The organism is Embleya sp. NPDC020630 (assembly GCF_044334985.1).
Lineage (GTDB): Bacteria > Actinomycetota > Actinomycetes > Streptomycetales > Streptomycetaceae > Embleya.
Genome location: NZ_JBIRUB010000005.1, coordinates 33,906 through 58,193, shown reverse-complemented (window position 1 = coordinate 58,193; position 24,288 = coordinate 33,906). Strand labels below are relative to the sequence as shown.

Here is a 24,288-nt window from a genome sequence, read left to right as displayed (position 1 = left end):
AACCCGACCAAATCCCAACGCCGGCCCGACCACCACACCAGCCCGGCCGGCGCATGAGGCCAAAGCCCCCCACCCCGGCCGAACCGCGAACCCACGCGCGACGCTGGAACGCAGCCGAGCCACAGCGAGCCCGGCCGGCGCATGAGGCCAAAAGCCGACCTACCGGGCGCCGGCCGAGTGCACGTGCGCCACCAGGCGCGTGAGCACCTCGGGATCCGTGTTCGGCAAAACCCCATGCCCCAAATTGAAAATGTGCCCCTCCGCACCACGCCCCGCCGCCAACACCTCATCGGCCTTGGCCCGAACCGCCTCCCACGGCGCGAACACCACCGCCGAGTCCAGGTTCCCCTGCAACGCCCGCCCAGGCCCCACCCGCCGCGCCGCCTCGTCCAGCGGGATGCGCCAGTCGACGCCCACCACATCCGCCCCGGCCTCGCCGAACATCCGCAGCAACTCGCCGGTGCCCACCCCGAAGTGGATCCGCGGCACGCCGTAGTGCTCGACCGACGCCAACACCTTCGTGCTCGCCGGCAGCACCGACGCCCGATAGTCCGCCGCGGACAACGCCCCGGCCCACGAGTCGAACAGCTGGATCGCCGACGCACCCGCCTCGATCTGTACCTTCAAAAACGCCGACGTGATCTCCGCGAGCCGGTCCACCAGGTCGGCCCACAGCTCCGGGTCGCCGTACATCAGCGCCTTGGTGCGCTCGTGGTTCTTCGACGGCCCGCCCTCGACCAGGTAACTCGCGAGGGTGAACGGCGCACCGGCGAAGCCGATCAGCGGCGTACCGCCCAGCTCGCCGACGAGCTGCCCGACCGCCTCGGTGATGTACGGCACGTCGTCGGGCGTGAGGTCGCGCAACTGTGCGAGGTCGGCGCGCGAGCGGATCGGGTTCGCCACCACCGGACCGACGCCGGGCTTGATGTCCAGGTCGACCCCGATCGCCTTGAGCGGGACCACGATGTCGCTGAAGAAGATCGCCGCGTCCACCCCGTGCCGCCGCACCGGCTGCAGCGTGATCTCGGTGACCAGGTCCGGCCGCATGCACGAGTCGAGCATCGCGATGCCCTCGCGCAGCTTGCGGTACTCGGGCAACGAACGGCCCGCCTGACGCATGAACCACACCGGGGTGTGCGGGACGGGTTCGCGCCGGCAGGCGCGCAGGAAGGCCGAGTCGCGGACGGTGGCGTGCGGAAGGCTCGTTTCGGTCACATCCGCCATGGTCCCAGACGCACGCGGGCGGCCCAGACGGAGCACCCCGCCCGGCGCGTCGCCCGGGCCCGACCCCCCCGATGCGGCCTAGGCTGCCAGGCATGGCAGGAGTCGGCGAGACCGAGGAGCCCGAGGAGTTCCGGCAGGCACTGGCCGGATGGCGGGCCGCGGTCCTGCGTCCGGAGATCGTGCTGGAGGAGATGGCCCGGCCGCGTGGCCTGGCGCCGTACTCCGCCGCGTTCGCCGCCGAGGTGGCGCTCGGCGAGGACGAGGACGAACTCGCCGGCGGCCGGATCGTGCTGCTGCACGACCCGGCGGGCCACGAGGCGTGGGAGGGCACGTTCCGCGTGGTCACCATGACCCGCGCCGAACTCGAACCCGAACTGGCGATGGACCCACTGCTGCCCGAGGTCGGCTGGACCTGGCTGACCGAGTCGCTGTACGCGGTCGGCGCGACCTACCGCGTCCCCAGCGGCACCGTCAGCCGCAGCACCTCGCAGGGCTTCGGCGGACTCTCCGGACAGATCGCCCGCACCGAGATCGAGGTCAGGGCGTCATGGACCCCGGCCGACGACGAGTTGTTGCCGCATCTGCTGGCGTGGACCGAACTGCTGTGCACCTGCGCCGGTTTGCCGCCGGTGACAGCCGGAGAGGGCGTCGTCGCCATACCGCGCCGGCCCTCGCGACCCGGTTCCTGACACGCCGGATCACCGTCGCGAGACCCCTCGGTCACACACCCGGGTCAACGTCGCATAACGGATTTGGATCTTCCTCTAAAGCCCGGCGCCATATGTGCCGAAGGACAGGGTGACCACCCCGAAGGAGTAGCTGGTCGGGCCGCTTCTTCGGGAATCGCGATCACTGCGCAGGAGGCCCGGTGTCGGTACTTCTCGATCACCCTGCAAACCTGCTTGCCTATCGTCCTTCCAAGCCCACGGCGATGGTCGTCGTCGCGGACCCCCGGGTTCGCGACGCCGTCATCCGCCACCTGTGGGCCCTCGGTGTACGCGACGTCGTCGGGGCGTCGACCATCGCCGAGGCTCGCTCCCGTGCCGGCACGCCGCGCGACCTGTGTGTCGCCGACGTGCACCTGCCGGACGGCTCCGGACTCACGCTTCTCACCGAGATGCGCGCGTCCGGGTGGCCGAACGGCCTGGCACTCTCCGCAGCCGACGACATCGGTGCCGTTCGCTCCGCGCTTGCCGCGGGTGTTCGGGGCTACGTCGTGACCGGCGCGCGAGCGGGACTGAACCCTGGACACGCACGGCAAGCCGGAATGCACCACGGGATGCCCCAGGCAAACCGCATGCGTCCGTCGGAACAGCGCGGGACGGAGCCCGGCTCCGGCGTCCGGGAGCTTTCGGCGCGCGAGATCGAGGTCCTGCGCCTCGTCGCGGAGGGCCGGTCCAACAAGGCGATCGGTCAGGCGATGGGCCTGTCGGCGCTGACGGTCAAGAGCCATCTCGCCCGCATCGCCCGCAAGATGGGCACGGGCGACCGGGCCGGCATGGTGGCCCTCGCGTTGCGGGCGGGCATCATCAGCTGACCCCGGTCGGCACCGACCGGTCCAGGGCCGGCGGAGCGTCAGGACACCTCATCAGGTGACACATCATCAGGTAAAGCCGAATCCCGGCGGGTGAACCCACCCGCCGGGATTCGGCTTTTCCGAGAGTCGGCTTTCCGGTTCCGCGCGCGATTTCGTGCGGTTCCGACCGCCATACACCCGCCGTGGCACGCCCACCTTGGCGGGGACCCGCCCGGTCGGCCGGCCGGGCGGGTTATTTTGGTGGGGTGACCGACGCCTCCTTCGAAACCTCATCCGAACTTCCGGCGCCGGTCCCCCCGGCGCCGGTCCCGCTCCTGGCACCTCGCGAGGGCGTTCCGCCGGTCGTGGCGGACCCGGAGGCGCTCGCCGAGACCGTCGCCGCCTTCGCCGCCGGAGCGGGACCGGTGGCCGTCGACGCCGAACGGGCGTCGGGCTATCGCTACGGGCAACGCGCGTATCTGATCCAGCTGCGCCGGGCCGGCGCGGGCAGCGCCCTGGTCGACCCGGCGGCCTGCCCCGACCTGTCCGCGCTCGGCGCCGCGATCGTCGACGCCGAATGGGTCCTGCACGCCGCCTCCCAGGACCTGCCCTGCCTGGCCGAGGTCGGCATGGTCCCCCGGCGCATCTTCGACACCGAGCTGGCGGGCCGACTGGCCGCCTTCCCCCGCGTGGGCCTGGGCGCGATGGTCGAGGCCGTACTCGGCTTCTCGCTGGAGAAGGGGCACTCGGCGGTGGACTGGTCCACCCGTCCGCTGCCGGAGCCCTGGCTGCGCTACGCGGCGTTGGACGTCGAGGTGCTGATCGAGCTGCGCAATGAGCTCGAGGCAACGCTGACCGAGCAGGGCAAGCTCGACTGGGCGCTGCAGGAGTTCGCCGCGATCGTCGCCGCGCCGCCGCCCGCCCCCCGGGTCGACCCGTGGCGCCGCACGTCGGGCCTGCACCGGGTGCGCCGTCGCCGGCAGTTGGCCATCGTGCGGTCGTTGTGGCAGGCCCGGGACACCGTCGCCCGCCAGAAGGACGTCTCGCCGGGTCGGGTCATCCCGGACACCGCGATCGTCGAGGCCGCGCTGGCCGGGCCCACGTCGGTGGCCGCCCTGCTCGCGCTGCCCGGCTTCACCGGCCGGGACAGCCGACGCCAGGCCGGGGTGTGGCTGGCCGCGATCGAGCAGGCCAGGGCCCTGCCCGAGGTCGAGCTGCCGATGTCCACGCTGCCGCACGAGGGCCCGCCGCCGGCCCGCGCGTGGACCGACAAGGACCCGGCCGCCGCCGAGCGCCTGACCGCCGCCAAGACCGCGGTGGCGGCCATCGCGGACGAGCACACGCTGCCCACCGAGAACCTGCTCGCGCCGGACTACGTACGCCGGTTGGCCTGGGCACCGCCGTCGGCCCCCACCGCGGACGCGGTCGCCGAGGTACTGCGCGAGTTCGGCGCCCGGCCCTGGCAGATCGCGCTCACCGCCCCGGCCCTGTCCGGCGCGTTCCTGCGCCTGGCCGCACACGCCGCCAACGGCACCGCCGGGACCTGAGTCACACACCGGGGCGAAAGCCTCGGTACGACCGCCGCGAGCCGAGCGCATCGGTCCCGGCGCGGCGCGTCTTCGGATGCCCGCGGACGCCCGGCGAGCCTGCGGCCGGGCGCCCGTACCGCCTTACCCGAGCTTTGCTTTGTCCGCATTGACGCCGGATCCCTCCGAATGGTTTGGTTAGGCTCGCCTAATTTCTCACCATGTGTTCGAGCCTGCGGGGTGGCCTGTGTTCGCCAACTATCTGATTGGCCTGCGCGAGGGCCTGGAAGCGGCCCTGGTGGTCAGCATCCTGATCGCCTATCTCGTCAAGACCGGTCGACGCGAGGCGCTGCCGGCGGTGTGGGTGGGGATCGGCGCGGCCGTCGCGATGAGCGTGGCCCTGGAGGCCGCCCTCGAACTGACCTCGGCGGAGATGGACTTCAAGGAGCAGGAGGCGTTCGGCGGCTCGTTGTCCATCTTCGCGGTGGCGCTGGTCACCTGGATGATCTTCTGGATGCGGCGTACCTCACACGCGCTCAAGGCGGAGTTGCAGGGCAAGTTGGACCACGCGCTGGCGATGGGCACCGGTGCGCTGGTGTTGACCGCGTTCCTGTCCGTGGGGCGGGAGGGTCTGGAGACGGCGGTGATCGTGTGGGGCACGGCCCGCTCCACCGGCGAGAACACCGAGCCGATGATCGGCGTCGCCCTCGGGCTGGCCAGCGCCGTCGTGCTCGGCTACCTCTTCTACGCCGGCGCCGTGCGGATCAACCTCGCCAAGTTCTTCCTCTGGACCGGCGCCGGCCTCGTCGTCGTCGCCGCCGGCGTACTGGCGTACGGCGTCCACGACCTCCAAGAGGCCGACTACCTCCCCGGACTGTCGAACCGGGCCTTCGACATCAGCGACACCATCCCGCCGGACACCTGGTACGGCACCCTCCTCAAGGGCATCCTCAACTTCCAGCCCGACCCCACGGTCCTTCAGGTCGCGGTCTGGGCGGCCTATCTGGTCCCGGTCATGGCGCTGTTCTTCCTGCTCCCCAAGGGCGGCCCGAAGAAGGCTCCGTCGGCGGCTCCTCGGGAGACGACGGCCGCCGCCTGATCCGGGGCGCGGTGGGACGGGACGGCACGGGCGAGGGGCCCGATCCGAAGCGGTGCTTCGGGTCGGGCCCCTCGGTGTCTCGAGCCTTCGGTCCATGGGTCGCCGGGGCACTCAGGCGAACAGTGCCTTGCCCCAGTAGTCGTCCGCGCCGCGCACGCCGCCCGGACACGCGAACAGGGCCGAGCCCACGTGCTGGATGTACTCGTTCATCGCGTCGTTCGACGCCAGCCGCTGCTGGACCGGGATGAAGCCCTTGCGCGGGTCGCGCTGGTAGGCCAGGAAGAACAGGCCCGCCTCCAGCCGGCCGAGGCCGTCCGAGCCGTCCACGAACGAGTAGCCGCGACGCAGGATGGTCGCGCCGTTGTTGGTGTCGGGGTGCGACAGCCGCACATGCGACTTCTCCGGCAGCGCCTTGAGCGGTACCACGTCGTGTTCGCCGGTCGCGCCCTGCGGCGCGCCGACACCCTTGTTGCGGCCGATCACGTCCTCCTGCTCCTGCAGCGAGGTGCGATCCCAGGTCTCGATGTGCATCCGGATCCGACGCGCGACCAGGTAGGAGCCACCGGTCATCCACGCCGGGCCCTCACCGGCCGGCACCCACACGTGCTCGCGCAGCCGGTCGGTCTCGGTGCCGGCGATGTTGCGCGTGCCGTCCTTGAAGCCGAACAGGTTGCGCGGGGTCATCGCCTCGGGCGTGGTCGAGGACGTCTTGCCGAAGCCCAGCTGCGACCAGCGCACCGAGACCACGCCGAAGCCGATCCGGGCCAGGTTGCGGATCGCGTGCACCGCGACCTGGGGGTCGTCGGAGCAGGCCTGGACCGCGATGTCGCCGCCGGAGCGCTGCGGGTCGAGCTTGTCCCCGGGGAACGCGGGCAGTTCGGCCAGCGCCTCCGGCTTCTTCGCGGCGATCCCGAAGCGGTCCCGGCCGTCCTTGGTGAACAGCGTGGGGCCGAATCCGACGGTGAGCGTGAGGTTGTTCGGCGGCAGCCCGACCGCCTCGCCCGTGTCGTCGGGCGGCGACTCGGGCACACCGCTGTCGGCGCCGGTCCCGATCGCCTTGCCCGCGGTCATCGCGGCCGCGGCGGCGGTCCACTGCTGGAGCATGCGCACCAGCTTGGCGCGGTCGTCGGTGATCACGTCGAACACGCAAAAGTGCAGCCGGTCCTGGACCGGGGTGGCGATGCCGGCCTGGTTCACGCCGTGGAAGTCCACCGCGCCCGGGGTCGGCGTGGACGACTTGTCCTCGCTCCCGGTGACCGCGGTGGCCACCCCGCCCGCCGCGGCGGCGCCGACCACGAGCGCGCCACCGGTCCAGCCCAGCAGCGCCCGCCGACTGAATCCGTCGGCCGACGGCGGTTCGACCGCCTCGGCGACACGTTCGGTCTCGGTCATGGGCCCTCCCTAGGCTCGTGCGGTGCGGTCGGCTCGTGGGGATCGGTCGGTTCGGTCGGTTCGTGCTTCGCGATGGCGGGCGCCGTCACGCGTCGGCGTCACTGGGCGACGACGCCGGCAAGCTTCGACAGCGGCTCGCCGAGCGCGTTGACCGCGTCCGAGAGCTCCTTGCGCTTGGCCTCGTCGATCGTGTCGTAGGAGACGTAGCCGTCGCCCTGCTTGTACTTGAACAGCAGGCCCTGGATCTTGGCGAACTCGCCGTCGAGGGTGGCGGTCAGCGCCGCGTCCTTCTCCGCCACGTACGGCTTGAGCAATTCGAAGGCCTTCTTCGCACCGTCCACGTTGCCCGCGAAGTCCCACAGGTCGGTGTGGCTGAACGCCTCCTCCTCGCCGGTGACCTTGCCGGTGGCCACCTCGTCGAGCAGTCCCTTGGCGCCGTTGGCGATCGAGGTCGGGGTGATGTCGACGGTGCCGACCTTGGACTGGAGCGTGTTCAGGTCGGCCATCAGGCGGTCGGCGTAGCCCTTCTCGACGTCCGTGATCTGCCCGGTGGTCCACAGCGCCTTCTCGATCCGGTGCCAGCCGGACCACTCCTGACCGGGCTCCAGGTCCGCCTCGCGCGCGTCCATCTGCGGGTCGAGGTCGCCGAAGCTCTCCGCGACCGGCTCGATGGTCTCCCAGCCCAGGCGCGACTTCGGATAGAGCTCCTTGGCCTTGGCCACGTCGCCGGCCTTGACCGCCTTCACGAACTCGGTGGCGATCGGCATCATCTGCGCGACCGTGTCGTTGGTGAAGGTCCGGTAGTGCGCGACGGCCTGGGCGAGCCTGGGGTCGATCGGCTTCTCGACGGGGGTGCCCGCGACGGTGACCTTCTGCCGGATGCCGTCGCCCTTCATGCCGGGCTTGCAGGCGACCTCGTAGGTGCCGGCCTTGATCTCGAAGTTCAGCGTGGCCGAGGTGCCGGGGCCGATGTTCTCCCGCTCGGTGACGATCCGGTCGCCCTGCGCGTAGACGTAGAGCTCGGTGACCTGGCTGCCCTTGTTGGTCACCTTGATGCTGTTCTTGCCCGCGGGCCAGTCCTTCTTGGCGACGTCGCAGGACTTGTCCTTGGCGGTCACCTTGACCGCGTCGCCGGAGGAGTCGTCGCTGTTGCACGCGGTCAACGCGAGCGGCAAGGCCAGCAACAACCCGACACCCAGCGCACGGGTGGCGGCGGGGCGACGACGGACGACAGACATGAACTCTCCCGGGGACGAGACAGGCGAAGACGGGTCGAAGCCCGGCAGACGAGCAGAAGCAGGACGTATGAGACGCGTGGGACACGCGGAAGGGCATGGCAGTGCTGTGCAAAACGGACGAAAAGCAATTATTAGGCAAGGCTAACCAAGCCTAGGCTTGGCTTATTTTGTCAGCCGAATGACCCCATACAGTCAAGACGGAGTAAAGGCCCGGCGCGGCGAACGTGGATCACATCACGTCCCGCTCGGGACCTTTGGCGCGGCAAAGCATGGCAAACCCGATATATACGTAGGGTCGTGCCAAGTCCGTTCAACCTGGAGCACCCGTGACCACCTCGGAGGACCGTCTCTCCGCCGCATCGCCCGGGGCTCGCTCCGCCACCGCGTCCGCCGTCACCGCGAACGCGACCACCACCGATCCCGGCGTCGCGACCGTGTCGGCATCCGTACCCGCACCCGCGTCGGGCGCTCCGGCGTCCGCGTCGCCCTCGACCCGGCGGCCCGCGCCCAAGGAGTTGGGTCTGCTCGCGTGCACCGCGCTCGTGGTGGGCAACATGATCGGCTCCGGGGTCTTCCTGCTGCCGGGCCCGCTCGCCCGCTACGGGGGACTGGCGCTGGTCGCCTGGGGGTTCACCTCGGCCGGCGCGCTCCTGCTCGCGCTGGTGTTCGCGCGTTTCAGCACCATGTATCCCGACACCGGCGGCCCCTACGCCTACGTGCAGCGCGTGTTCGGCGACCGGATCGGCTTCTTCACCGGCTGGGGCTACTGGATCGCGGTGTGGGTGGGCATCGCGGCGATCGCCATCGCCGCGGTCAGCTACCTGGCCTACTTCGTCGAGCCGCTCGCGCACCACCGGTTCGCCGGCGCGCTGATCGCCGTCGCACTGTCGTGGGCGGCCACGCTCGCGAACGTGCGCGGGGTGGGCGCGGCGGGCGTGGTGTCGATCGTGCTCACCGCGCTCAAGCTGATCCCGCTGGTGGGCATCGCCGTGGTCGGCCTGTTCTTCCTGGACCGGGGCAGCGTGCCGGAGTTCAACCCGAGCGGCGGCTCGCCCCTGGCCGGGGTCACCGGCGCGGCCACGCTCACCCTGTGGGCGTTCATCGGCATGGAGTCCGCCACCGTCCCGGCGGACAGCGTGCGCGACCCGCGCCGGACCATCCCACGCGCCACCGTGCTCGGCGTCGCGCTCGCGGCGAGCGTGTACATCCTGGCCACGTTCGTGGTCATGACCCTGGTCCCGGCGGCCGAACTCGCCGACTCGCCGGCCCCGTTCGCGGCCGCGGCCCGGGTGGTGGTCGGCGACGCGGGCGGCTGGATCGTGGCCGCCGGCGGGCTGATCGCCTGTCTGGGCGCGATGGTGGGCTGGGTGATGATGCAGGGCCAGATCCCGCTCGCGGCCGCCCGGGACGGGCTGTTTCCCCGCCCCTTCGCGCGCCTGGACGCGGGCGGCACCCCGGCCTTCGGCCTGATCGCCTCGAACGTGCTGGTCACCGTCCTGATCCTGACCACCGCCGGCGGCGGCCCGGGGGATCAGTTCGAGCGGATCATCCTGATCGCCACCTCCATCTCGCTCGTCCCCTACGGCCTGACCGCGATCGCGCTGCTGCGACTGCTGCGCACCGATCGGGCCGCGTTCGACGCTTCGGCGCTGGTCAGGTACGGATGATCGCGGTGCTCGCCGCGGCGTACTCGATCTGGGCGGTGGTCGGGTCCGGCTGGACGGTGATCTGGCAGGGCGCGGTACTGCTCGCGGCAGGCGGTCCGGTGTACCTGTGGCTGACCCGCCGGCGACCGCGCTCGGGACGCGCCGACGGGCCGATGGGGACCGAGGGCTAGGCCACGTGGTTACCCATGAGTAGCATGGGGCCCGTACCCATCGGTGGAGGAGTGTGCGCTCGTGCCTCGTAACGTCCGGGACGTCGTCTTCGTAGACGGCGTCCGTACCCCCTTCGGCAAGGCCGGCCCCAAGGGCATCTACCACGAGACGCGAGCCGACGACCTCGTCATCGCGTGTATCCGTGAGCTGATGCGCCGCAACCCGTCGCTGCCGCCGGCGCGCGTGGACGAGGTCGCGATCGCGGCCACCACGCAGATCGGCGACCAGGGCCTGACCATCGGCCGCACCGCGGCGCTGCTGGCCGGGCTGCCGCGCGAGGTGCCCGGCTATGCGATCGACCGCATGTGCGCGGGGGCGATGACCGCGGTCACCACGGCCGCCGGTGGCATCGCGTTCGGCGCCTACGACGTGGTCGTCGCCGGCGGTGTCGAGCACATGGGCCGACACCCCATGGGCGAGGGCGCCGACCCGAACCCGCGGATCATCTCCGAGCAGTTGGTGGACCCCTCCGCGCTGGTCATGGGCAACACCGCGGAGAACATCCACGACCGCTTCCCGCAGCTCACCAAGGAGCGCGCGGACCGGTTCGCCGTGGGCAGCCAGGAGAAGGCCGCCAAGGCGTACGCCGACAACCTGATCCAGCCCGACCTGGTGCCGGTCGCGGCCCGCTCGGTGGAGCAGGGCTGGGGCCTGGCCACGGCGGACGAGCCGATGCGCCCGGGCACCACCCTCGAGGGTCTGGCCGCGCTCAAGACCCCGTTCCGCCCGCACGGCCGGGTCACCGCGGGCAACGCGGCCGGCCTCAACGACGGCGCGACCGCGTGTCTGCTCGCCGCCGAGGACACCGCGCGCGAGCTGGGCCTGCCGATCAAGATGCGCCTGGTGCAGTTCGCGTTCGCCGGCGTCGAGCCCGAGGTGATGGGCATCGGCCCGGTCCCGGCCACCGAAAAGGCGCTGGAGCGCGCCGGGCTGAGCATCGACGACATCGGCCTGTTCGAGCTGAACGAGGCGTTCGCGGTGCAGGTGTTGTCCTTCCTGGACCACTACAAGATCGCCGACGACGACCCGCGCGTGAACAAGTACGGCGGCGCGATCGCCTTCGGCCACCCGCTCGCCTCCTCCGGCGTGCGGCTGATGACCCAGCTCGCGCGCCAGTTCGAGGCGCACCCCGAGGTCCGCTACGGCCTGACCTCGATGTGCATCGGGCTCGGCATGGGCGGGACCGTCATCTGGGAGAACCCGAACTGGACCGGGGCCGACGCGGACACCTCGACCGCCGGCGCGAACTCCGAGGGGAACGACAAGTGAGCGACCTGACGCGACTGGCCGCCGAGGTCTTCCCGGACGAGCTGGTCTCGCACTTCCCGGTGCGTGTACTCGACCTCCCGAACGGCGCCGGAAAGTTCGCGCTGATCACCATCGACAACGGCTTCGACCACACCAAGCCGAACACCTTCGGCCCGGCGGGCCTGGCCGAGCTCGGCGCCGCGATCGACACGATCGAGGCACTGGCCGCGGCGGGCGACATCGTCGCGGCCGGGGTGACCGGCAAGCCGTTCATCTTCGCGGTCGGCGCCGACCTCAAGGGCGTCGAGAAGGTCACCAACCGCGAGCACGCGCACGCCATCGGCAAGGCCGGCCACGACACGTTCAAGCGGCTGACCGCGCTGTCCGTGCCCACCTTCGCGTTCTACAACGGCGCGGCGATGGGCGGCGGCGTCGAGATCGGCCTGGCCTGCACGTACCGCACCATCTCCACCGCGGTGCCCGCCTTCTCACTGCCCGAGTGTTTCCTGGGCCTGGTCCCGGGCTGGGGCGGCTGTGTACTGCTGCCGAACCTGATCGGTCCGGACAACGCGGTCACGGTGATCATCGAGAACGCGCTGAACCAGAACCGTCAGCTCAACGGCCCCAAGGCCTTCAAGCTCGGGATCGCGGACGCGCTGGTGGACTCGGCCGACTTCCTGGCCCAGTCGCTGGTGTGGGCCGGCAAGGTCGTCTCCGGCGAGATCGTGGTCGAGCGCCCGGAGATCGACCGCGGCGCCGGCTGGGACGCGGCCGTCGCGCGGGGTCGGGCGATCGCCGACTCGAAGGTGCACGGCGCCTCCCCCGCGCCGTACCGCGCGCTGGAGATCATCGACGCGGCCCGCGACGGTGATGTACAGGCCGGCTTCGACGCCGAGGACGACGCGCTCGCCGACCTGATCATGGGCGACGAGCTGCGCGCCGGGCTGTACTCGTTCAACCTGGTGCAAAAACGTGCCAAGCGACCGGCGGGTGCCCCCGACCGGAGCCTCGCCCGCCCGGTCACCAAGGTCGGCGTGGTCGGCGCCGGGCTGATGGCCTCCCAGCTCGCGCTGCTGTTCGCGCGCCGCCTGCGGGTGCCGGTCGTGCTGACCGACATCGACCAGGAGCGGGTGGACAAGGGCGTCGGCTACGTGCACGACGAGGTCGACAAGCTGCTGCTGCGGGGGCGCGTCTCGCCGGATGCCGCGAACCGGCTCAAGGCGCTGGTGACCGGCTCGCTGACGAAGGACGCGTTCGCCGACGCCGACTTCGTGATCGAGGCCGTGTTCGAGGAGATGGCGGTCAAGCAGCAGGTGTTCGCCGAGGTGGAGGCGGTGGTCTCGCCGACCTGCATCCTGGCCACGAACACCTCGTCGTTGTCGATCACCGAGATGGCCTCGAAGCTGGCCCACCCCGAGCGGGTCGTCGGCTTCCACTTCTTCAACCCGGTCGCGGTCCTGCCGCTGCTGGAGATCGTGCGCGCGGAGCAGACCGACGACGGTGCGCTCGCCACCGCGTTCGCCGTCTCCAAGCAGCTGAAGAAGACCTCGGTCCTGGTCAAGGACGCCCCGGCGTTCGTGGTCAACCGTGTGCTGACCCGCTTCCTGGGCGAGGTGCTGGCCGCGGTGGACGAGGGCACCCCGATCGAGGTCGCCGACAACGCGCTTGCCCCGCTGGGCCTGCCGATGTCGCCGATGGTGCTGCTCGAACTGGTCGGCCCGGCGATCGCGGCCCACGTGGGCGGCACCCTGCACGGCGCCTTCCCGGACCGGTTCGGCGTGTCGCCGAACCTGGAGCGGGTGGTCAAGGCGGGCAAGCGCTCGTTCCTGACCTGGGCCTCGGGCGCGCAGGAGGTCGACCCGGAGGTGGTCGCGCTCCTGGAGGTGGGCGACTCGCCGTCCACGGAGGAGCAGGTCCGCGACCGCGCGCTGGCGGCCCTGGCCGACGAGATCGACCGCATGCTCCAGGAGGGCGTCGTCGCCGCCCCGCAGGACATCGACCTGTGCATGATCACCGGCGCCGGCTGGCCCTTCCACCTGGGCGGCATCACCCCGTACCTGGACCGCGCGGGCGTCACCGAGAAAACCCTCGGCAAGCGCTTCCTGCCGGCAGGCACGGCCTCGGTTCCGCGGTAGCTTCGGTTCCGCAATAGCGGTAGTCGAGAACATCCGACGGGCGGCCCGATCAATGGGGCCGCCCGTCGGCGTTCGTGTCCGGCGGGATCAGAACGTGGCCTCGGAGTCGGCCTTCTGGAAGTACCACAGGTTCTGAATACGCCGGAACATATACGTATAGCGGACGTGCGCCCGGCCGCCGGCGCCACGATTCACGGAATCCGCCAACGGCCGGCCGTTCACGCTCACGTGATCCGAATCGAACCTGGCCCGGTTGTCGCGGAGTTCGAGCTTGGCGATGTCCACCGAGATCAGCGTCTCGGCATCGGGATTCATCGATCTCCACAAATTCGTGGCCGCCATGCCACAACCACCGAAAGGTGGAGTCGCGACGTTCCCCGCCTTGATGTTGGGACACGCGGCCTCGAAATCGTTGCGCCACGTCGGGGTGAACCAGGCGAGGACCGCGCTCTTCGCCTCCGAAACCGCCGCGGGATCGGGTGGCCGCTCGGGCGACCCGCCGCACCCGGCGACCAGAACGATGCCTGCGGCTACAACCGACACCCGACCCCGAACACCGCTCATCACGGATCGGCGGGCTGCTTGGGCGGGGTGACGACCTCGCACAGGTCCACGGGTATCCGGTCCGGGAGGCTCTTCGGAGCCAGATCGGCCTCGTATCGAGGCTGACCCACCTGCTGCCCGCCGTCCCATTCCAGATCCCGCCCGTACCCGCGTTGTTCGGACGGAGCCTGATGTCGTTGGCCCCGCCGGGCTTCACCTCGTGCGCATCGATCTTCCCCTGGTCGACGACCGGACCGGTGGTGGTGGACGGTGCCACGTCGAATACCACGCGACCGGTGTCGGAGTCCCAGGCCAGGGTCATCCGGGAGGGAGCCCCGGGCGTCGTATCGAAGCCACGGGCGTCCGCCTCCAGCAGGCTGAACGCCGCCTGATCGCCGGGGATGAAAAAGCGCAGCACCGTGATCCCGTTGCCCGGTACGACAGGTCCCGAGAGTTCGACCCGTGAGTGTCCGGGCCGCGGCGGACCATCGCCGAAGTAGATGTCGCCCGCCATCTTGTAATCCCAGTCGGGATCATCCATGAACGCCGGCGCCCCAGGGATCGCACCCGGGTAAACCACCGCCGGATTCGGATATATGTGGCCGCCGCGCCACTCGTCGCCGGTGAGTGCCTTGATCGCGCTTGATCTCGCCGGCGGAGGACTTCGCGGATTCGCCGTGCATGTGTTTCACGTTCCGGCCGGCTCGGATGATGCCGTCCAGTTCGTTGTCCGCGGCCTCCAACTCGGCCTTGGCGGCAAGACTTCGCTGCACCCGATCCGGGTGACCCGTGGCGTCCCCGCCCGTCATGCCGATGGACAGCGGATCGAGGTGCAGGTCCGGGGGGGTCCGTCGCCCGATGTAATCGATCCCGCGCCTGCCGGGCCTGCTGCTCCAGGGATTGTCCGTTGCGCTGATACTCGGCGAGCAGCGCGGACCATTCGCTCAACGCGGCCTGCACGCCGAACACACTGCCCTTCGTCACCCCGGCGTTGGCCGCCATCCGGCGGACGACCGTGTAGAACTCGGTGGCGCTGCGTCCGCGCCACCTGGCGGGGTCCTTCAGGACGGAGTCCAGTTCCTGTTCCACCTGCCCCAGGCGGTTGACCGCGTCGCGCACCTGACCGAGCAGCCCGTCCACGGACGGTACGATGCCCGGTGCGGAATCGAAGCCGAGCCCCGGGAAGTCCTTCGCGTCCGACATCAGCCCATCACCTGCTCGACGCGGCTCTTGGCCGGAGGGGCGGGGGCGGTCGGGGCGCTCGCGTCGGCGGGCGCGGCGGGGACGGTCGTCGTCGCGGGCGCGGCGGACGCGGTCGTCGTGGTAGCCGGTGCGCCGGGCGCGCCTGGTGCGGTGAAGGACGCGCCGACGGCGGTTTCGCCGCTCCGTAGCTCGCCTTCGCCGCGGCCACACCCTGACGCATGTGGTCCACGCCCTGCGTGAAGCCGCGGATACGTTCGTCCCACTTCTCGTGGAACTCCGAGCACGCCTTGTCGAGATCCTTGTGCCCCATACGTTCGGGACCGATCTCCTCCAGGGCGTCCAGCGTGGTCCTGGAGACGGACGCTGCCTCGGCCCATCGGCCGGACACGCCTTCGGGCCAGGCGAGATCGATGACGAAATCGGTCATGGTGCCCACCCCCGTGAGGCCGCCGGCGATCGGCCCACGCCTCGGAGGTGGGCCTCGACGCCGATCGGGTCACGTTAAGCGAGCACGCGAACACCGTCAAGCAATCGGTTGGCCGCGGTTTCGGGCGGTCCGCGGTCGCCGGCTCGCACCGTCCCCGGTTCGGGCGGCGGGGCTTCGGCGGAGGCCACAATGGTGATCATGAGTGATGCGATGATGCGTGGGGCCTCGGTGCGCGATCTGGAGCGGTTGCGGGAGATCGAGGTCGCGGCCGGGGCGCGCTTCCTGGATGTGGGGATGCTGGAGATCGCGGCGGACGAGCCGTTCTCCGTCGAGGAGTTGGACGCGTATCGGACCGGCGGACGCTGCCTGGTGGCCGGCGAACCGGCGCTGGCCTACGTGATCTGGGACCTCGTGGACGGCGCCGCGCACATCGAGCAGGTCTCGGTACATCCCGACGGCGCGCGGCGCGGGCTGGGGCGGGCGATGATCGATCGGGTGCAGGCGCACACCGGGCTCGCGTTGACGTTGACCACGTTCCGGGATGTGGCCTGGAATGCCCCGTACTACGCGCGGATCGGGTTCCGCGCGCTCGACCCGGCCGAAGTGACGCCGGGTTTGGCGGCGATCCGGGCACACGAGGCCGCGCTCGGACTCGATCGTTGGCCCCGGGTGTGCATGCGCCGGCCGATCTCGGATCAGCACTGATCCGCGAATCCCCTGCCATTTCCGACAGTTGGTCCGCTAACTTCTGCGCATGAAAGATACGCCGGATGCGACGGGCGAGTCGGCCGAGGCCGACGAAGCGGACAGAGCGAGTGAGTCGGCCGACGCCGACGAAGCGGACAGAACGAACGCTTCGGCCGACGGAACCGAGGCCCACTTCGAGCCGGCCCCGGCACCCGCGCGCAAGCCGTGGTCGCGCCGGCGCAAGGCGGCCGTCGCCCTGGTCGGTCTGCTGACCCTGTCGTTGCTGGTGGTCGGCGGGTGTACGGCCTGGCTGCTGTACTCGCTGAACTCCAACATCAAGCGCATCGACGGCGTGTTCGACCGGTCGGGCATCCCCGCCGCAGGGCCACGTCCGCCGGCCGATCCCGCCGCCGGCCGGGCACTGAACATCCTGCTCGTGGGCATGGACGCGGCGGCCGCCGGCGCCGACCCCGAGGCGCTGCAGGGGCGGCGCAGCGACACCATGATGATCCTGCACCTGCCCGCGGGCCGGGCGTCGATCTCGGCGATCTCGCTGCCGCGCGACGCGTGGGTGTCCATCCCGGGTCACGGCGAGGCCAAGCTGAACGCGGCCTTTTCGTGGGGCGGGCCGGCACTGCTGGTGGCCACGATCGAAAATCTGACCGGAGTGCGGATCGACCACTACGCCGCGGTGGACTTCGGCGGCTTCAAGGGCATGGTCGACGCGCTCGGCGGCGTGTCCGTGGACGCCGACCAGGGCCGGACCAGGCTGGACGGCACCAAGGCGCTGGAATTCGTCCGGCAGCGCTACGGATTGCAGCGCGGCGACCTCGACCGGGTGGCACACCAGCAGCAACTCCTGGGCGCGATCGCGAAGCAGATCACCGCGGATGGGGTGCTCGGCAGTCCGCTACGCACCGAGAACCTGTTGCAGGCGCTGACCAAGTCGCTGACCGTGGACGACAATCTGAACTTCAAGGCGCTGCTCGACCTGGCCACCGACCTCAAGGGCATCGACGAGACCGACCTGGCCTTTCGCACGGCGCCCGTGGCCGGCTTCGCCGAGCGTGGTGGTGGGCAGAGCGTGGTCCTGCTCGACGACAAACGTTGCCGGGAGCTGTTCGCCGCCGTCCGCGCCGACATCCCGTGGCCGGAGCCCGCCCCCGGCGAACTCTGGCGACCGTGAACGTTCAGCGCAGGCGGTGCAGGGCGCGGCGGGCGGCGCCGGCGACCGCGGGGTCGGGGTGGGTGGTCTCGGCGAAGCGCAGGACGTCCTCGGCGCAGGGGTGGCCCATCGTCGCCAACTCGCCGAAGACCACGTCGGCGCCCGGGCCCTGACTGCCCGTCACCTCGGTGAGCAGGCCCAGCACCGCCGCCTCGTGTCGGCCGAGCAGCGCTGCGGCGGCGTTGTCGGCGGTCAGCCAGGCGAGTGTGCGCAGCGTCGCGGGCGGTACGTCGCGGTCGTGGGTCAGCCGCCAGTTCCACACGTGCGGGGCCAGCGTGGGGTCGGCGCCGGCGTCGGCGAGGGCCTGTTCGACGGCGGCCTCGGGCAGGTCGGCGTCACCCACGTGGGCGAAGAGCATCAGCCGCTCGGTGGGGCCGGCGGCGCCCGCGACCGCACACAGCTCGGACAGCGCGGCGTCGATCGGGCGGCAGCCGATCCAGCTCGCGAACGTACGCGTGGCGATCGGTCGCGGCCACGCCCCCATCGCGCCGAGCAGGCGGGCGCCCGAGGCGGCGGTGTAGTCGTCGACGGTGGCGACCGGTAGGCCCTGCTCGCGAAACATCCGGTGCACGAGGGTGCCGCCCAGGCCGGTGAGGGTTATGCCCTCGGCGGTGCGCCGAACGATGCCGAGCGCGGCCAGCCGATCGGCAAGCAGGATCACCCCCGCCCGCACCCGGCCCAACACCTCCCCGGACCACTCGCCGGAGAAGGCGGACACCCCCGGCGCGGGCGAGTGCGAGTGCAGGTGCGGGGGCGCCGGCGACGGGGAGGCGGGCGCGGTCGCAGGCGCCGGCGGATGCGCGGGTGACGGGGACCCGGTCGCCGGCGCAGACGCGATCGCCGGCGGGTGCGGGGGCGCCCCGGTGGCAGGCGCAGACCCCGACGGATGCGGGGGCGCCCCGGTCGCGGGCGCAGACCCCGACGGATGCGGGGGCGCCCCGGTCGCGGGCGCAGACCCCGACACAGACGGATGCGAGTGCGAATGCGACGGTGGGGTCGGCACGGTCGCGGACTCGGGCGACGGTGGGGTCGGGGCAGTGCCGGGGCCATCCGTCCCGCACAGGCGACCCATCTCGCGGACCAGGTCGGGCGCGTCCAGGATCCGTCCCAGCGCGAACGCCTCGTCGTCGGCGGGCGGCTCGGGCGGCAACATCCGAACCACGTGGTCGAGGTCGCGACGCACCGCGAGGCCGACGAACAGCGACACCGGGAGCGGCCCGCCGAGTTGCACCAGCCCGGTGAACAGCGACGCGGCCAGCCCCTCGGGGACGTCCCAACGCTCGTCGTGCGCCTCCCCGAACGTCGCGTTGTCCTCGGCCACCACCACCATCGCGCGCGCGGCGAGCGCGATCAGCTCGCCATCGTCCCCCTCACGCCACACCCGCAGGCCGTCGGCAACCCGCACCGCACCGTCGTTCGGCACCAGCAGCCCGATGCCGATCGCGAGCGTCCACCGCCGGTGCAGCGCATGCTCGTCCCGGGCGGTACGGGGCGGCCCCTCGGCCCGCGACGGCTGCCGGGGGATGCCGAGTTCGGCCATGACGCAGTCGGCGACCGCGGTCGCCAGTACCCCCTCGTGGGTGATCGGCAACGGTCCGTGCCGCTCGACGTACTCCGCGAGCGCCGCCGCCTGCGCCACCAGCGGCGACATCCGCGCGGCCAACGCGCACTCGGATCGGGGCGGCACGTACAGCGGCGGCAGCGCGGGTTCGTCACATCCACCCGGGCCGGTGAGCGGGGCGGGCACGCCCAGTTCCAGGAAGCGGGTGCGCAGCCCGTACATCCCCAGCGGCGTCAGCCGCACCGCCATGAACGGCGCCCCGCCACCCACCAGCTCACGGATCTCCAGCACGCCGAACGCCCGCAGGTCGTCCATCTGATGCGCCAACGACAGTCCCGTGAACAGCGCCGGGTCGGCGACCGAGGGCGACCGGGGCCGCCCGTCGGGCGTATACGAGAGCAATTCGAACAACCCACCCATCGGCACCCACCGACCCGCGTGGTCGTACAACTCCCGCAACAACTCACGGATCACATCTCCGCCGCGCAGCACATACGCGGCGCGCCGCACCTCGGGTCGCCCGGTGGCCTCGCCGACCGCGACGCCCTCCCACAGGCTCGACCACACCCGCAGGACGTCGCCGGGCCGCCCGACCGCCAGCGCCCGGGCCATCTCCCCGGCGGTCGCGACGGTGCGCCCGACCTCGATCAGGCCGGCCGTACACGCGATCGACCACACCTGGTGCAACGGCTCCACGTCGCGTGCACTGCGAACGCCGGCGACCGGTTCGTCGATGCCCAGCAGCCGCACCGCCTCGGCCGCGGGCGCCAGTCGCAAAACCCCGGTCGCGGTCACCGGCCGCCCGCGACCGACCCAGCGGGCGAGGGTGAGGGCGGCGGCGAACGACGGCGCGGCCGAGGCGGCCCGGGCCAACTCCCGCTCGTCCGGCAACCGCACCGCCGGCAACGCCCGCCCTCGCCCGGGCCCGGTCGCATAGCCCGCCACGAACAACTTCTTCGCCGAGCCCCATCGTCGCGAGTCGGCCATCCTCGCCGGCAGTTCGTCCTCGTGCCGATCCAGCACCTCGAACAACGGGACGAGCCGATCGCTGTCCGGGTGCAGCGGACCCTGCTCACGCAAAAACTCCAGGAACAACCGCAGCGCGGGCACCACCAGCGCCACCGTGTCCTCGCAGGGCAGCGCGACATGCGCCGGCACCAACGTCTCGAGAAGCGCGTTCAGGTCGCCGGCCCGCCAGCGGGTGTGATCGTCGAGCCGCAGGCACGCGACCCGCAGATCGAGCAGGGTGCCGAGGACATCGACCATCCGCTCGGCATCCCGGTCAGGCCGACCGACCCGCGCGAGCCACGTTCCGAAGTCGGCCACGATGCCGCAGGAATCGGGAGATAGCGCCACGTCGCAGAGCGTAGTGAGCACCGTCCCCGGTCCGCATGGATTTCGGACAATCCATGCGAACCACCGACCCAGCCCCCGCCCCACCGGCAACAAGCAACAACGACGCCCCAAGCACCGGCCCCCTACACACAACCGAACAACCACACACCCACAGACACAACCCCAAACACCTCAACCAGCCGCCGACCACGCCGGCGCCCATGGGGGCGACCTCGGGCAGTCGGCGCCGATGCCCGCGGGCGATGTCGATCGCGCCTGCACCGGCGCCCGCGCCCGCGGGAGCGACCTGCGTCGTACAGCAACGGCCGGACGCCCACACTCCCCGCGCCCGCGGGAGCAACCTCGGTCCACCAGCACTTGGAGGCGGATAGCGCGTGCGGGACGACCGCAAACACGTGGCGACTGCATCACAGGCCGGGGCAACCGCGCCGGCAGGGACGACCTCGGTCCACTGGTTCCTGCGCCTGCGGAGGCAACCTCGGCCGAGCGGCAACGCGCTCGCGGGCGCTGCCACCTGCGCTCGCCGGCCCGCTGGCCCGCCGGCCCGCGGCACCTACGCCTGCGCCTGCACCCGCACGGGTGGCCTTGGGTGGCCGGCGACTGCGCGTGCGGGCAGGAAGGAGAAGGCGGCGACGGCGACCTCGGACTCCGGCGTCTGCGGTGAGCGGCCTCGGGCTGCCGGCACGTGCGGGGGCGGACGCGGACGCTTGTGGTCACCCACGCCCGCGGGGGCCGGTGGCACCGACCTCGGGCACGATCGGGGGTGGTTCTTGCCGGTGATGTCCGCCACTTTTGGCTGACGTGCCGTCAGATCACCTGCGGGCCTGCGGCGACACCGGTGCCCCGGAACGGAAAAAGACGCCTGTCTCCCTTCAGGTGACGGGTCGTCAGGTGGCATGGTGACCCCAGCGCAGAGCACGGCCCGCGACGGGCGGCCCCGCGCCGAGGCGACAACGTACGCGATCCACAGTGAGGTGCCCCCGTGCTGCTCGACCCTTCCGCCGCCCTGCTCACCGATCGAGTGGCCGTGGTCACAGGCGCGGCCCGGGGCATCGGCGCGGCGACGGCCCTCGCACTCGCCAGGTTCGGCGCCGACGTCGCCGTCTGCGACCGCGAGCCCACCGGTCTCCGGGAGACCGCCAAAGCGATCGAGGCCGCCGGCCGGCGAGCCTTCGCGATGGAACTCGACGTCCGCGACGGCGACGGCGTCGAGCGCTTCCTCCACGACGCCCACACCGCCCTCGGCCCGCTCGACATCCTCGTCAACAACGCCGGCGGGGGCTTCTGGTCACCGTTCCTGGATGTCCGCCCCAAGGGCCAGAGCGCACTGGTCGACGAGAACTTCACCTCCGTCACGCACGTGATCCGACACGGCGCCCCGCTCATGCGCGACGGCGGCTCGATCGTCAACGTCACCAGCATCGAGGCGTTCCGCGCCGCGCCCGGCTTCGCGGTGTACGCCGCGATGAAGGCCGCCGTCGAACAGCTCACCAAGTCGCTCGCACTCGAACTCTCGCACCGCCGCATCCGGGTCAACTGCGTCGCCCCCGACGCCATCCCCACCCCCGGCGACGCCGATCTCGCGGAGACGTTCGAAACAGCCGAGGGCGCGTACGACTACGGCGCCAAAGTGCCCCTGGGCCTCGGCGAGGCCGACGACTGCGCCGCCCCGATCGTCTTCCTCGCCGGCGACCTCGCCCGCTTCGTCACCGGCACCACCCTGCACGTAGACGGCGGCACCATGGCCGCCTCCGGCTGGGTCCGCCGCCCGGACGGCACCTTCACCCCCTGACCCCGCCCCACCGCCCACACCCGCCGGCGCCCGCCAGAGCCCGCCGGCGGCCCCTCGCGACCGCCACCCCGCCCGCCCCGCCCCGAACCACCCGAGCGCACCGACCGACCACCCGCCCCGACCGCGGAACTGGGAGTGCAATGGAATTCGGCATCTTTCTTCAGGGCTACAACCCGGCGTTCCGACGCGAGGGAAACCCGAACGCCGAACACGAAGCCCTGATGAACGACATGGACTTCGCGATCGCCGCCGACCGGGCCGGATTCAAGTACGCATGGCTGAGCGAGCACCACTTCCTCGACGAGTACTCGCACCTGTCCGCCAACGACGTCATGTGCGGCTACCTCGCACACGCGACCGAGCGCATCCACATCGGCTCCGGCATCTTCAACCCGCTCCCCCAGGTCAACCACCCGGCCAAGGTCGCCGAACGCGTCGCGATGCTCGACCACCTCACCCGCGGCCGCTTCGAGTTCGGCACCGGACGCGGCGCCGGCAGCCACGAGATCCTCGGCTTCCTCCCCGGCATCGAGGACATGTCCGAGACGAAGGCGATCTGGGAGGACGTGATCCGCGAGTTCCCGAAGATGTTCCTCCAAGACGTCTACGAGGGCTACCAGGGCACCTACTGGCAACTTCCGCCGCGCCGGATCCTGCCCAAACCGTACGGCACGTCGCACCCGGCCATGTGGTACGCCGCCGGCAGCCCGCCCTCCTACGGGATGGCCGCGCGCATGGGCCTGGGCGTCCTCGGCTTCTCCATCGGCGACCCGGCGAGCGCCGAGCAGCTGGTCGCCGGCTACAAGCGCGAGATCGTCAACGCCGAACCGATCGCCGACTTCGTCAACGACAACGTACTCGCGGTCAGCACCGGCTTCGTCGCGGAAACGAAGGAACGCGCCATCGCCAACGCCGTCGCCGCCCGGCCGATGTACCTCACCAGCAACGTCTTCCGCTACCACGACACCTTCCCGCACCCCGAGGGCGTCCCCTACTGGCCCGAGACGATGCCCGACCTGACCCCCGAGCTGGTCGAGTTCGCCGCCGACGCCGGCGCGCTGATCTGCGGCGACCCGGACGGCGTTTTGGACGCGGTGCGCGCGTACGAATCGGTCGGCGTCGACCAGCTCGTCCTCGGCCTCGGCTGCGACGACCGCGAGAACACGCTCAAGACCATCGAACTGTTCGGCCGGCACGTCATCCCCAAACTCGACACCGACCCCGAACACCGCACCACCCGCTTCCGCCGGCAGGCCTGACCGCCGGCGAAAGCGGCCCCCACCCGACCACCCACCCCCGGTCCCCCGACCGACCCCACCCCGTCCCCGACACGAGTCACCGCACGACCCGAAAGGCAGTCACGTCATGAGCTTCGCCGAATACCCGATCCGGGTGGGCAGCATGCTGTTCACCGCCGTGGACCCCGAGCGCGGCCACGAGGTGAGCTACAACCGCTGGTACGAGCGCGACCACTACTACGCCGGCTGCATGATCGGCCCCGGCCTGCTCGCGGGCAGCCGCTGGGTGGCCACCGCCGACCTCAAGGCGCTGCGCTTCCCGGCCGACAGCGACGTCGTACCCGCCATCGGCGCCGGCTCCTACGTCGCGATCTACTGGATCAACGACGGCCAGTTCGACGAGTGGAACGCGTGGGCCGTCGACCAGGTCAACTGGCTCTACGGCAACGACCGCGGCTTCCAGCACCGGGTGCACGCGCACACCGCCATGTACCTGCACGACAACCGCTGGTACCGGGACGAGGACCCGGTCCCGCTGGAACTCGCGCTCGACCGCAACTATCAGGGCCTGGTCTCGCTCGCCGTGCAGCGCGAGGAGGGCGTCTCGCAGGAGGACCTGGAGAAGTGGTTCTCCACCCACCTGCCGGAATTCCTCCGCGAGTCCCCGATCGCCTCGGTCGCCGCCTGGACCGCGGTCCCGCTCAAGGACGACGCACCTGCCTTCGTCCCGCGTGACCCGAACGCCGCCACGCGCAGCATGCAGCTCTACTTCCTCGAGGGCGACCCGCGCGAGAGCTGGGACGGCTTCCGCGAGTGGGCCGCGCGCATCGACGCCTCCGGCATCGGCCGGGTCACCTACTGCGCCCCGTGGATCCCCACCGTGGTCGGCACCGACACGTACACCGACCGACTCTGGGACTGACCGGCCCCATCACCACGCCGTCGACGGGCTCGGACCCGAACGAACCCCGGCCCGAACCCGGACCCGACCCGTCGACGGC

General features: G+C 71.3%; 18 protein-coding genes. 13 read left to right on the top strand and 5 right to left on the bottom strand.

Translation table 11 applies throughout. From position 1 onward, the window contains the following. Window positions 1-159 precede the first annotated feature (159 nt). Complete coding sequence (gene hemE, locus ACH4XV_RS19080) at window positions 160-1,224, bottom strand: uroporphyrinogen decarboxylase (RefSeq protein ID WP_395791204.1); 1,065 nt, start codon at window positions 1,222-1,224, stop codon at window positions 160-162. Between the two features lie 92 nt (window positions 1,225-1,316). Here hemE and ACH4XV_RS19075 point away from each other — a divergent pair, with 92 nt between their 5' ends. The 4 genes from ACH4XV_RS19075 (at window position 1,317) to efeU (ending at window position 5,365) form a co-directional block, all read left to right on the top strand. Further along, entirely contained in the window at window positions 1,317-1,913 is a 597-nt protein-coding gene (locus ACH4XV_RS19075) for a DUF3000 domain-containing protein (RefSeq protein WP_395791202.1), read from the top strand. Between the two features lie 179 nt (window positions 1,914-2,092). Continuing rightward, a complete protein-coding gene (locus ACH4XV_RS19070) occupies window positions 2,093-2,761 on the top strand; it encodes a response regulator transcription factor (RefSeq protein ID WP_078974877.1) in 669 nt (222 codons plus the stop codon). Between the two features lie 245 nt (window positions 2,762-3,006). After that, window positions 3,007-4,287, top strand: a complete 1,281-nt coding sequence (locus tag ACH4XV_RS19065; RefSeq protein WP_395791200.1) for an HRDC domain-containing protein — start codon at window positions 3,007-3,009, stop codon at window positions 4,285-4,287. A 226-nt stretch (window positions 4,288-4,513) separates the two neighbouring features. Beyond that, entirely contained in the window at window positions 4,514-5,365 is an 852-nt protein-coding gene (efeU, locus tag ACH4XV_RS19060; RefSeq protein WP_395791198.1) for an iron uptake transporter permease EfeU, read from the top strand. 111 nt (window positions 5,366-5,476) lie between these two features. Here efeU and efeB read toward each other — a convergent pair whose 3' ends face one another. Beyond that, entirely contained in the window at window positions 5,477-6,757 is a 1,281-nt protein-coding gene (gene efeB, locus ACH4XV_RS19055) for an iron uptake transporter deferrochelatase/peroxidase subunit (protein ID WP_395791196.1), read from the bottom strand. A gap of 98 nt (window positions 6,758-6,855) precedes the next feature. Continuing rightward, window positions 6,856-7,995 (bottom strand): iron uptake system protein EfeO, encoded by a 1,140-nt coding sequence (efeO, locus tag ACH4XV_RS19050; protein WP_395791194.1) that lies wholly within the window; start codon window positions 7,993-7,995, stop codon window positions 6,856-6,858. 326 nt (window positions 7,996-8,321) lie between these two features. On the opposite strand from efeO, the gene ACH4XV_RS19045 reads away from it, so the two are divergent. From ACH4XV_RS19045 to ACH4XV_RS19030, 4 genes are all read left to right on the top strand, one after another. Further along, on the top strand, window positions 8,322-9,662 hold the full coding sequence (locus ACH4XV_RS19045; RefSeq protein WP_395791192.1) for an amino acid permease: 1,341 nt from the start codon (window positions 8,322-8,324) through the stop codon (window positions 9,660-9,662). Continuing rightward, window positions 9,659-9,832: a hypothetical protein gene (locus ACH4XV_RS19040; RefSeq protein WP_395791190.1), complete on the top strand. Its 174-nt coding sequence runs from the start codon at window positions 9,659-9,661 to the stop codon at window positions 9,830-9,832. Before ACH4XV_RS19045 ends, ACH4XV_RS19040 begins: the two co-directional genes overlap by 4 nt. A gap of 61 nt (window positions 9,833-9,893) precedes the next feature. After that, window positions 9,894-11,141: a thiolase family protein gene (locus ACH4XV_RS19035; protein ID WP_395791188.1), complete on the top strand. Its 1,248-nt coding sequence runs from the start codon at window positions 9,894-9,896 to the stop codon at window positions 11,139-11,141. Next, window positions 11,138-13,255, top strand: a complete 2,118-nt coding sequence (locus tag ACH4XV_RS19030) for a 3-hydroxyacyl-CoA dehydrogenase NAD-binding domain-containing protein (protein WP_395791186.1) — start codon at window positions 11,138-11,140, stop codon at window positions 13,253-13,255. Before ACH4XV_RS19035 ends, ACH4XV_RS19030 begins: the two co-directional genes overlap by 4 nt. Before the next feature lie 87 nt (window positions 13,256-13,342). Here ACH4XV_RS19030 and ACH4XV_RS19025 read toward each other — a convergent pair whose 3' ends face one another. Beyond that, a complete protein-coding gene (locus ACH4XV_RS19025) occupies window positions 13,343-13,570 on the bottom strand; it encodes a hypothetical protein (RefSeq protein WP_395791184.1) in 228 nt (75 codons plus the stop codon). A gap of 2,056 nt (window positions 13,571-15,626) precedes the next feature. Here ACH4XV_RS19025 and ACH4XV_RS19020 point away from each other — a divergent pair. Continuing rightward, window positions 15,627-16,133 carry a GNAT family N-acetyltransferase gene (locus ACH4XV_RS19020; RefSeq protein ID WP_395791182.1) on the top strand — a complete coding sequence of 169 codons (507 nt, stop codon included), beginning with the start codon at window positions 15,627-15,629 and terminating at the stop codon, window positions 16,131-16,133. A 49-nt stretch (window positions 16,134-16,182) separates the two neighbouring features. Then, on the top strand, window positions 16,183-17,301 hold the full coding sequence (locus ACH4XV_RS19015; protein ID WP_395791181.1) for an LCP family protein: 1,119 nt from the start codon (window positions 16,183-16,185) through the stop codon (window positions 17,299-17,301). 4 nt (window positions 17,302-17,305) lie between these two features. On the opposite strand, the gene ACH4XV_RS19010 is transcribed toward ACH4XV_RS19015, so the two are convergent. Then, the gene (locus ACH4XV_RS19010; protein WP_395791179.1) at window positions 17,306-20,257 is read right to left on the bottom strand and encodes a hypothetical protein; all 2,952 of its coding nucleotides are present in this window, start codon (window positions 20,255-20,257) and stop codon (window positions 17,306-17,308) included. 982 nt (window positions 20,258-21,239) lie between these two features. On the opposite strand from ACH4XV_RS19010, the gene ACH4XV_RS19005 reads away from it, so the two are divergent. The 3 genes from ACH4XV_RS19005 (at window position 21,240) to ACH4XV_RS18995 (ending at window position 24,209) form a co-directional block, all read left to right on the top strand. After that, window positions 21,240-22,049 (top strand): SDR family NAD(P)-dependent oxidoreductase, encoded by an 810-nt coding sequence (locus tag ACH4XV_RS19005; RefSeq protein WP_395791177.1) that lies wholly within the window; start codon window positions 21,240-21,242, stop codon window positions 22,047-22,049. A 140-nt stretch (window positions 22,050-22,189) separates the two neighbouring features. Then, window positions 22,190-23,308, top strand: coding sequence for an LLM class flavin-dependent oxidoreductase (locus tag ACH4XV_RS19000; RefSeq protein ID WP_395791175.1), 1,119 nt, complete (start codon window positions 22,190-22,192; stop codon window positions 23,306-23,308). A gap of 106 nt (window positions 23,309-23,414) precedes the next feature. Continuing rightward, the gene (locus tag ACH4XV_RS18995) at window positions 23,415-24,209 is read left to right on the top strand and encodes a hypothetical protein (protein ID WP_395791173.1); all 795 of its coding nucleotides are present in this window, start codon (window positions 23,415-23,417) and stop codon (window positions 24,207-24,209) included. The last annotated feature ends 79 nt before the right edge of the window (window positions 24,210-24,288 follow it).

What these genes read in the sequence shown, in the direction of transcription:
- hemE (WP_395791204.1), bottom strand. Translation starts at nt 1,224, where the DNA reads ATGGCGGATGTGACCGAAACGAGCCTTCCGCACGCCACCGTCCGCGAC.
- ACH4XV_RS19075 (WP_395791202.1), top strand. Translation starts at nt 1,317, where the DNA reads ATGGCAGGAGTCGGCGAGACCGAGGAGCCCGAGGAGTTCCGGCAGGCA.
- efeB (WP_395791196.1), bottom strand. Translation starts at nt 6,757, where the DNA reads ATGACCGAGACCGAACGTGTCGCCGAGGCGGTCGAACCGCCGTCGGCC.
- efeO (WP_395791194.1), bottom strand. Translation starts at nt 7,995, where the DNA reads ATGTCTGTCGTCCGTCGTCGCCCCGCCGCCACCCGTGCGCTGGGTGTC.
- ACH4XV_RS19040 (WP_395791190.1), top strand. Translation starts at nt 9,659, where the DNA reads ATGATCGCGGTGCTCGCCGCGGCGTACTCGATCTGGGCGGTGGTCGGG.
- ACH4XV_RS19025 (WP_395791184.1), bottom strand. Translation starts at nt 13,570, where the DNA reads ATGAATCCCGATGCCGAGACGCTGATCTCGGTGGACATCGCCAAGCTC.
- ACH4XV_RS19020 (WP_395791182.1), top strand. Translation starts at nt 15,627, where the DNA reads ATGAGTGATGCGATGATGCGTGGGGCCTCGGTGCGCGATCTGGAGCGG.
- ACH4XV_RS19015 (WP_395791181.1), top strand. Translation starts at nt 16,183, where the DNA reads ATGAAAGATACGCCGGATGCGACGGGCGAGTCGGCCGAGGCCGACGAA.
- ACH4XV_RS19000 (WP_395791175.1), top strand. Translation starts at nt 22,190, where the DNA reads ATGGAATTCGGCATCTTTCTTCAGGGCTACAACCCGGCGTTCCGACGC.
- ACH4XV_RS18995 (WP_395791173.1), top strand. Translation starts at nt 23,415, where the DNA reads ATGAGCTTCGCCGAATACCCGATCCGGGTGGGCAGCATGCTGTTCACC.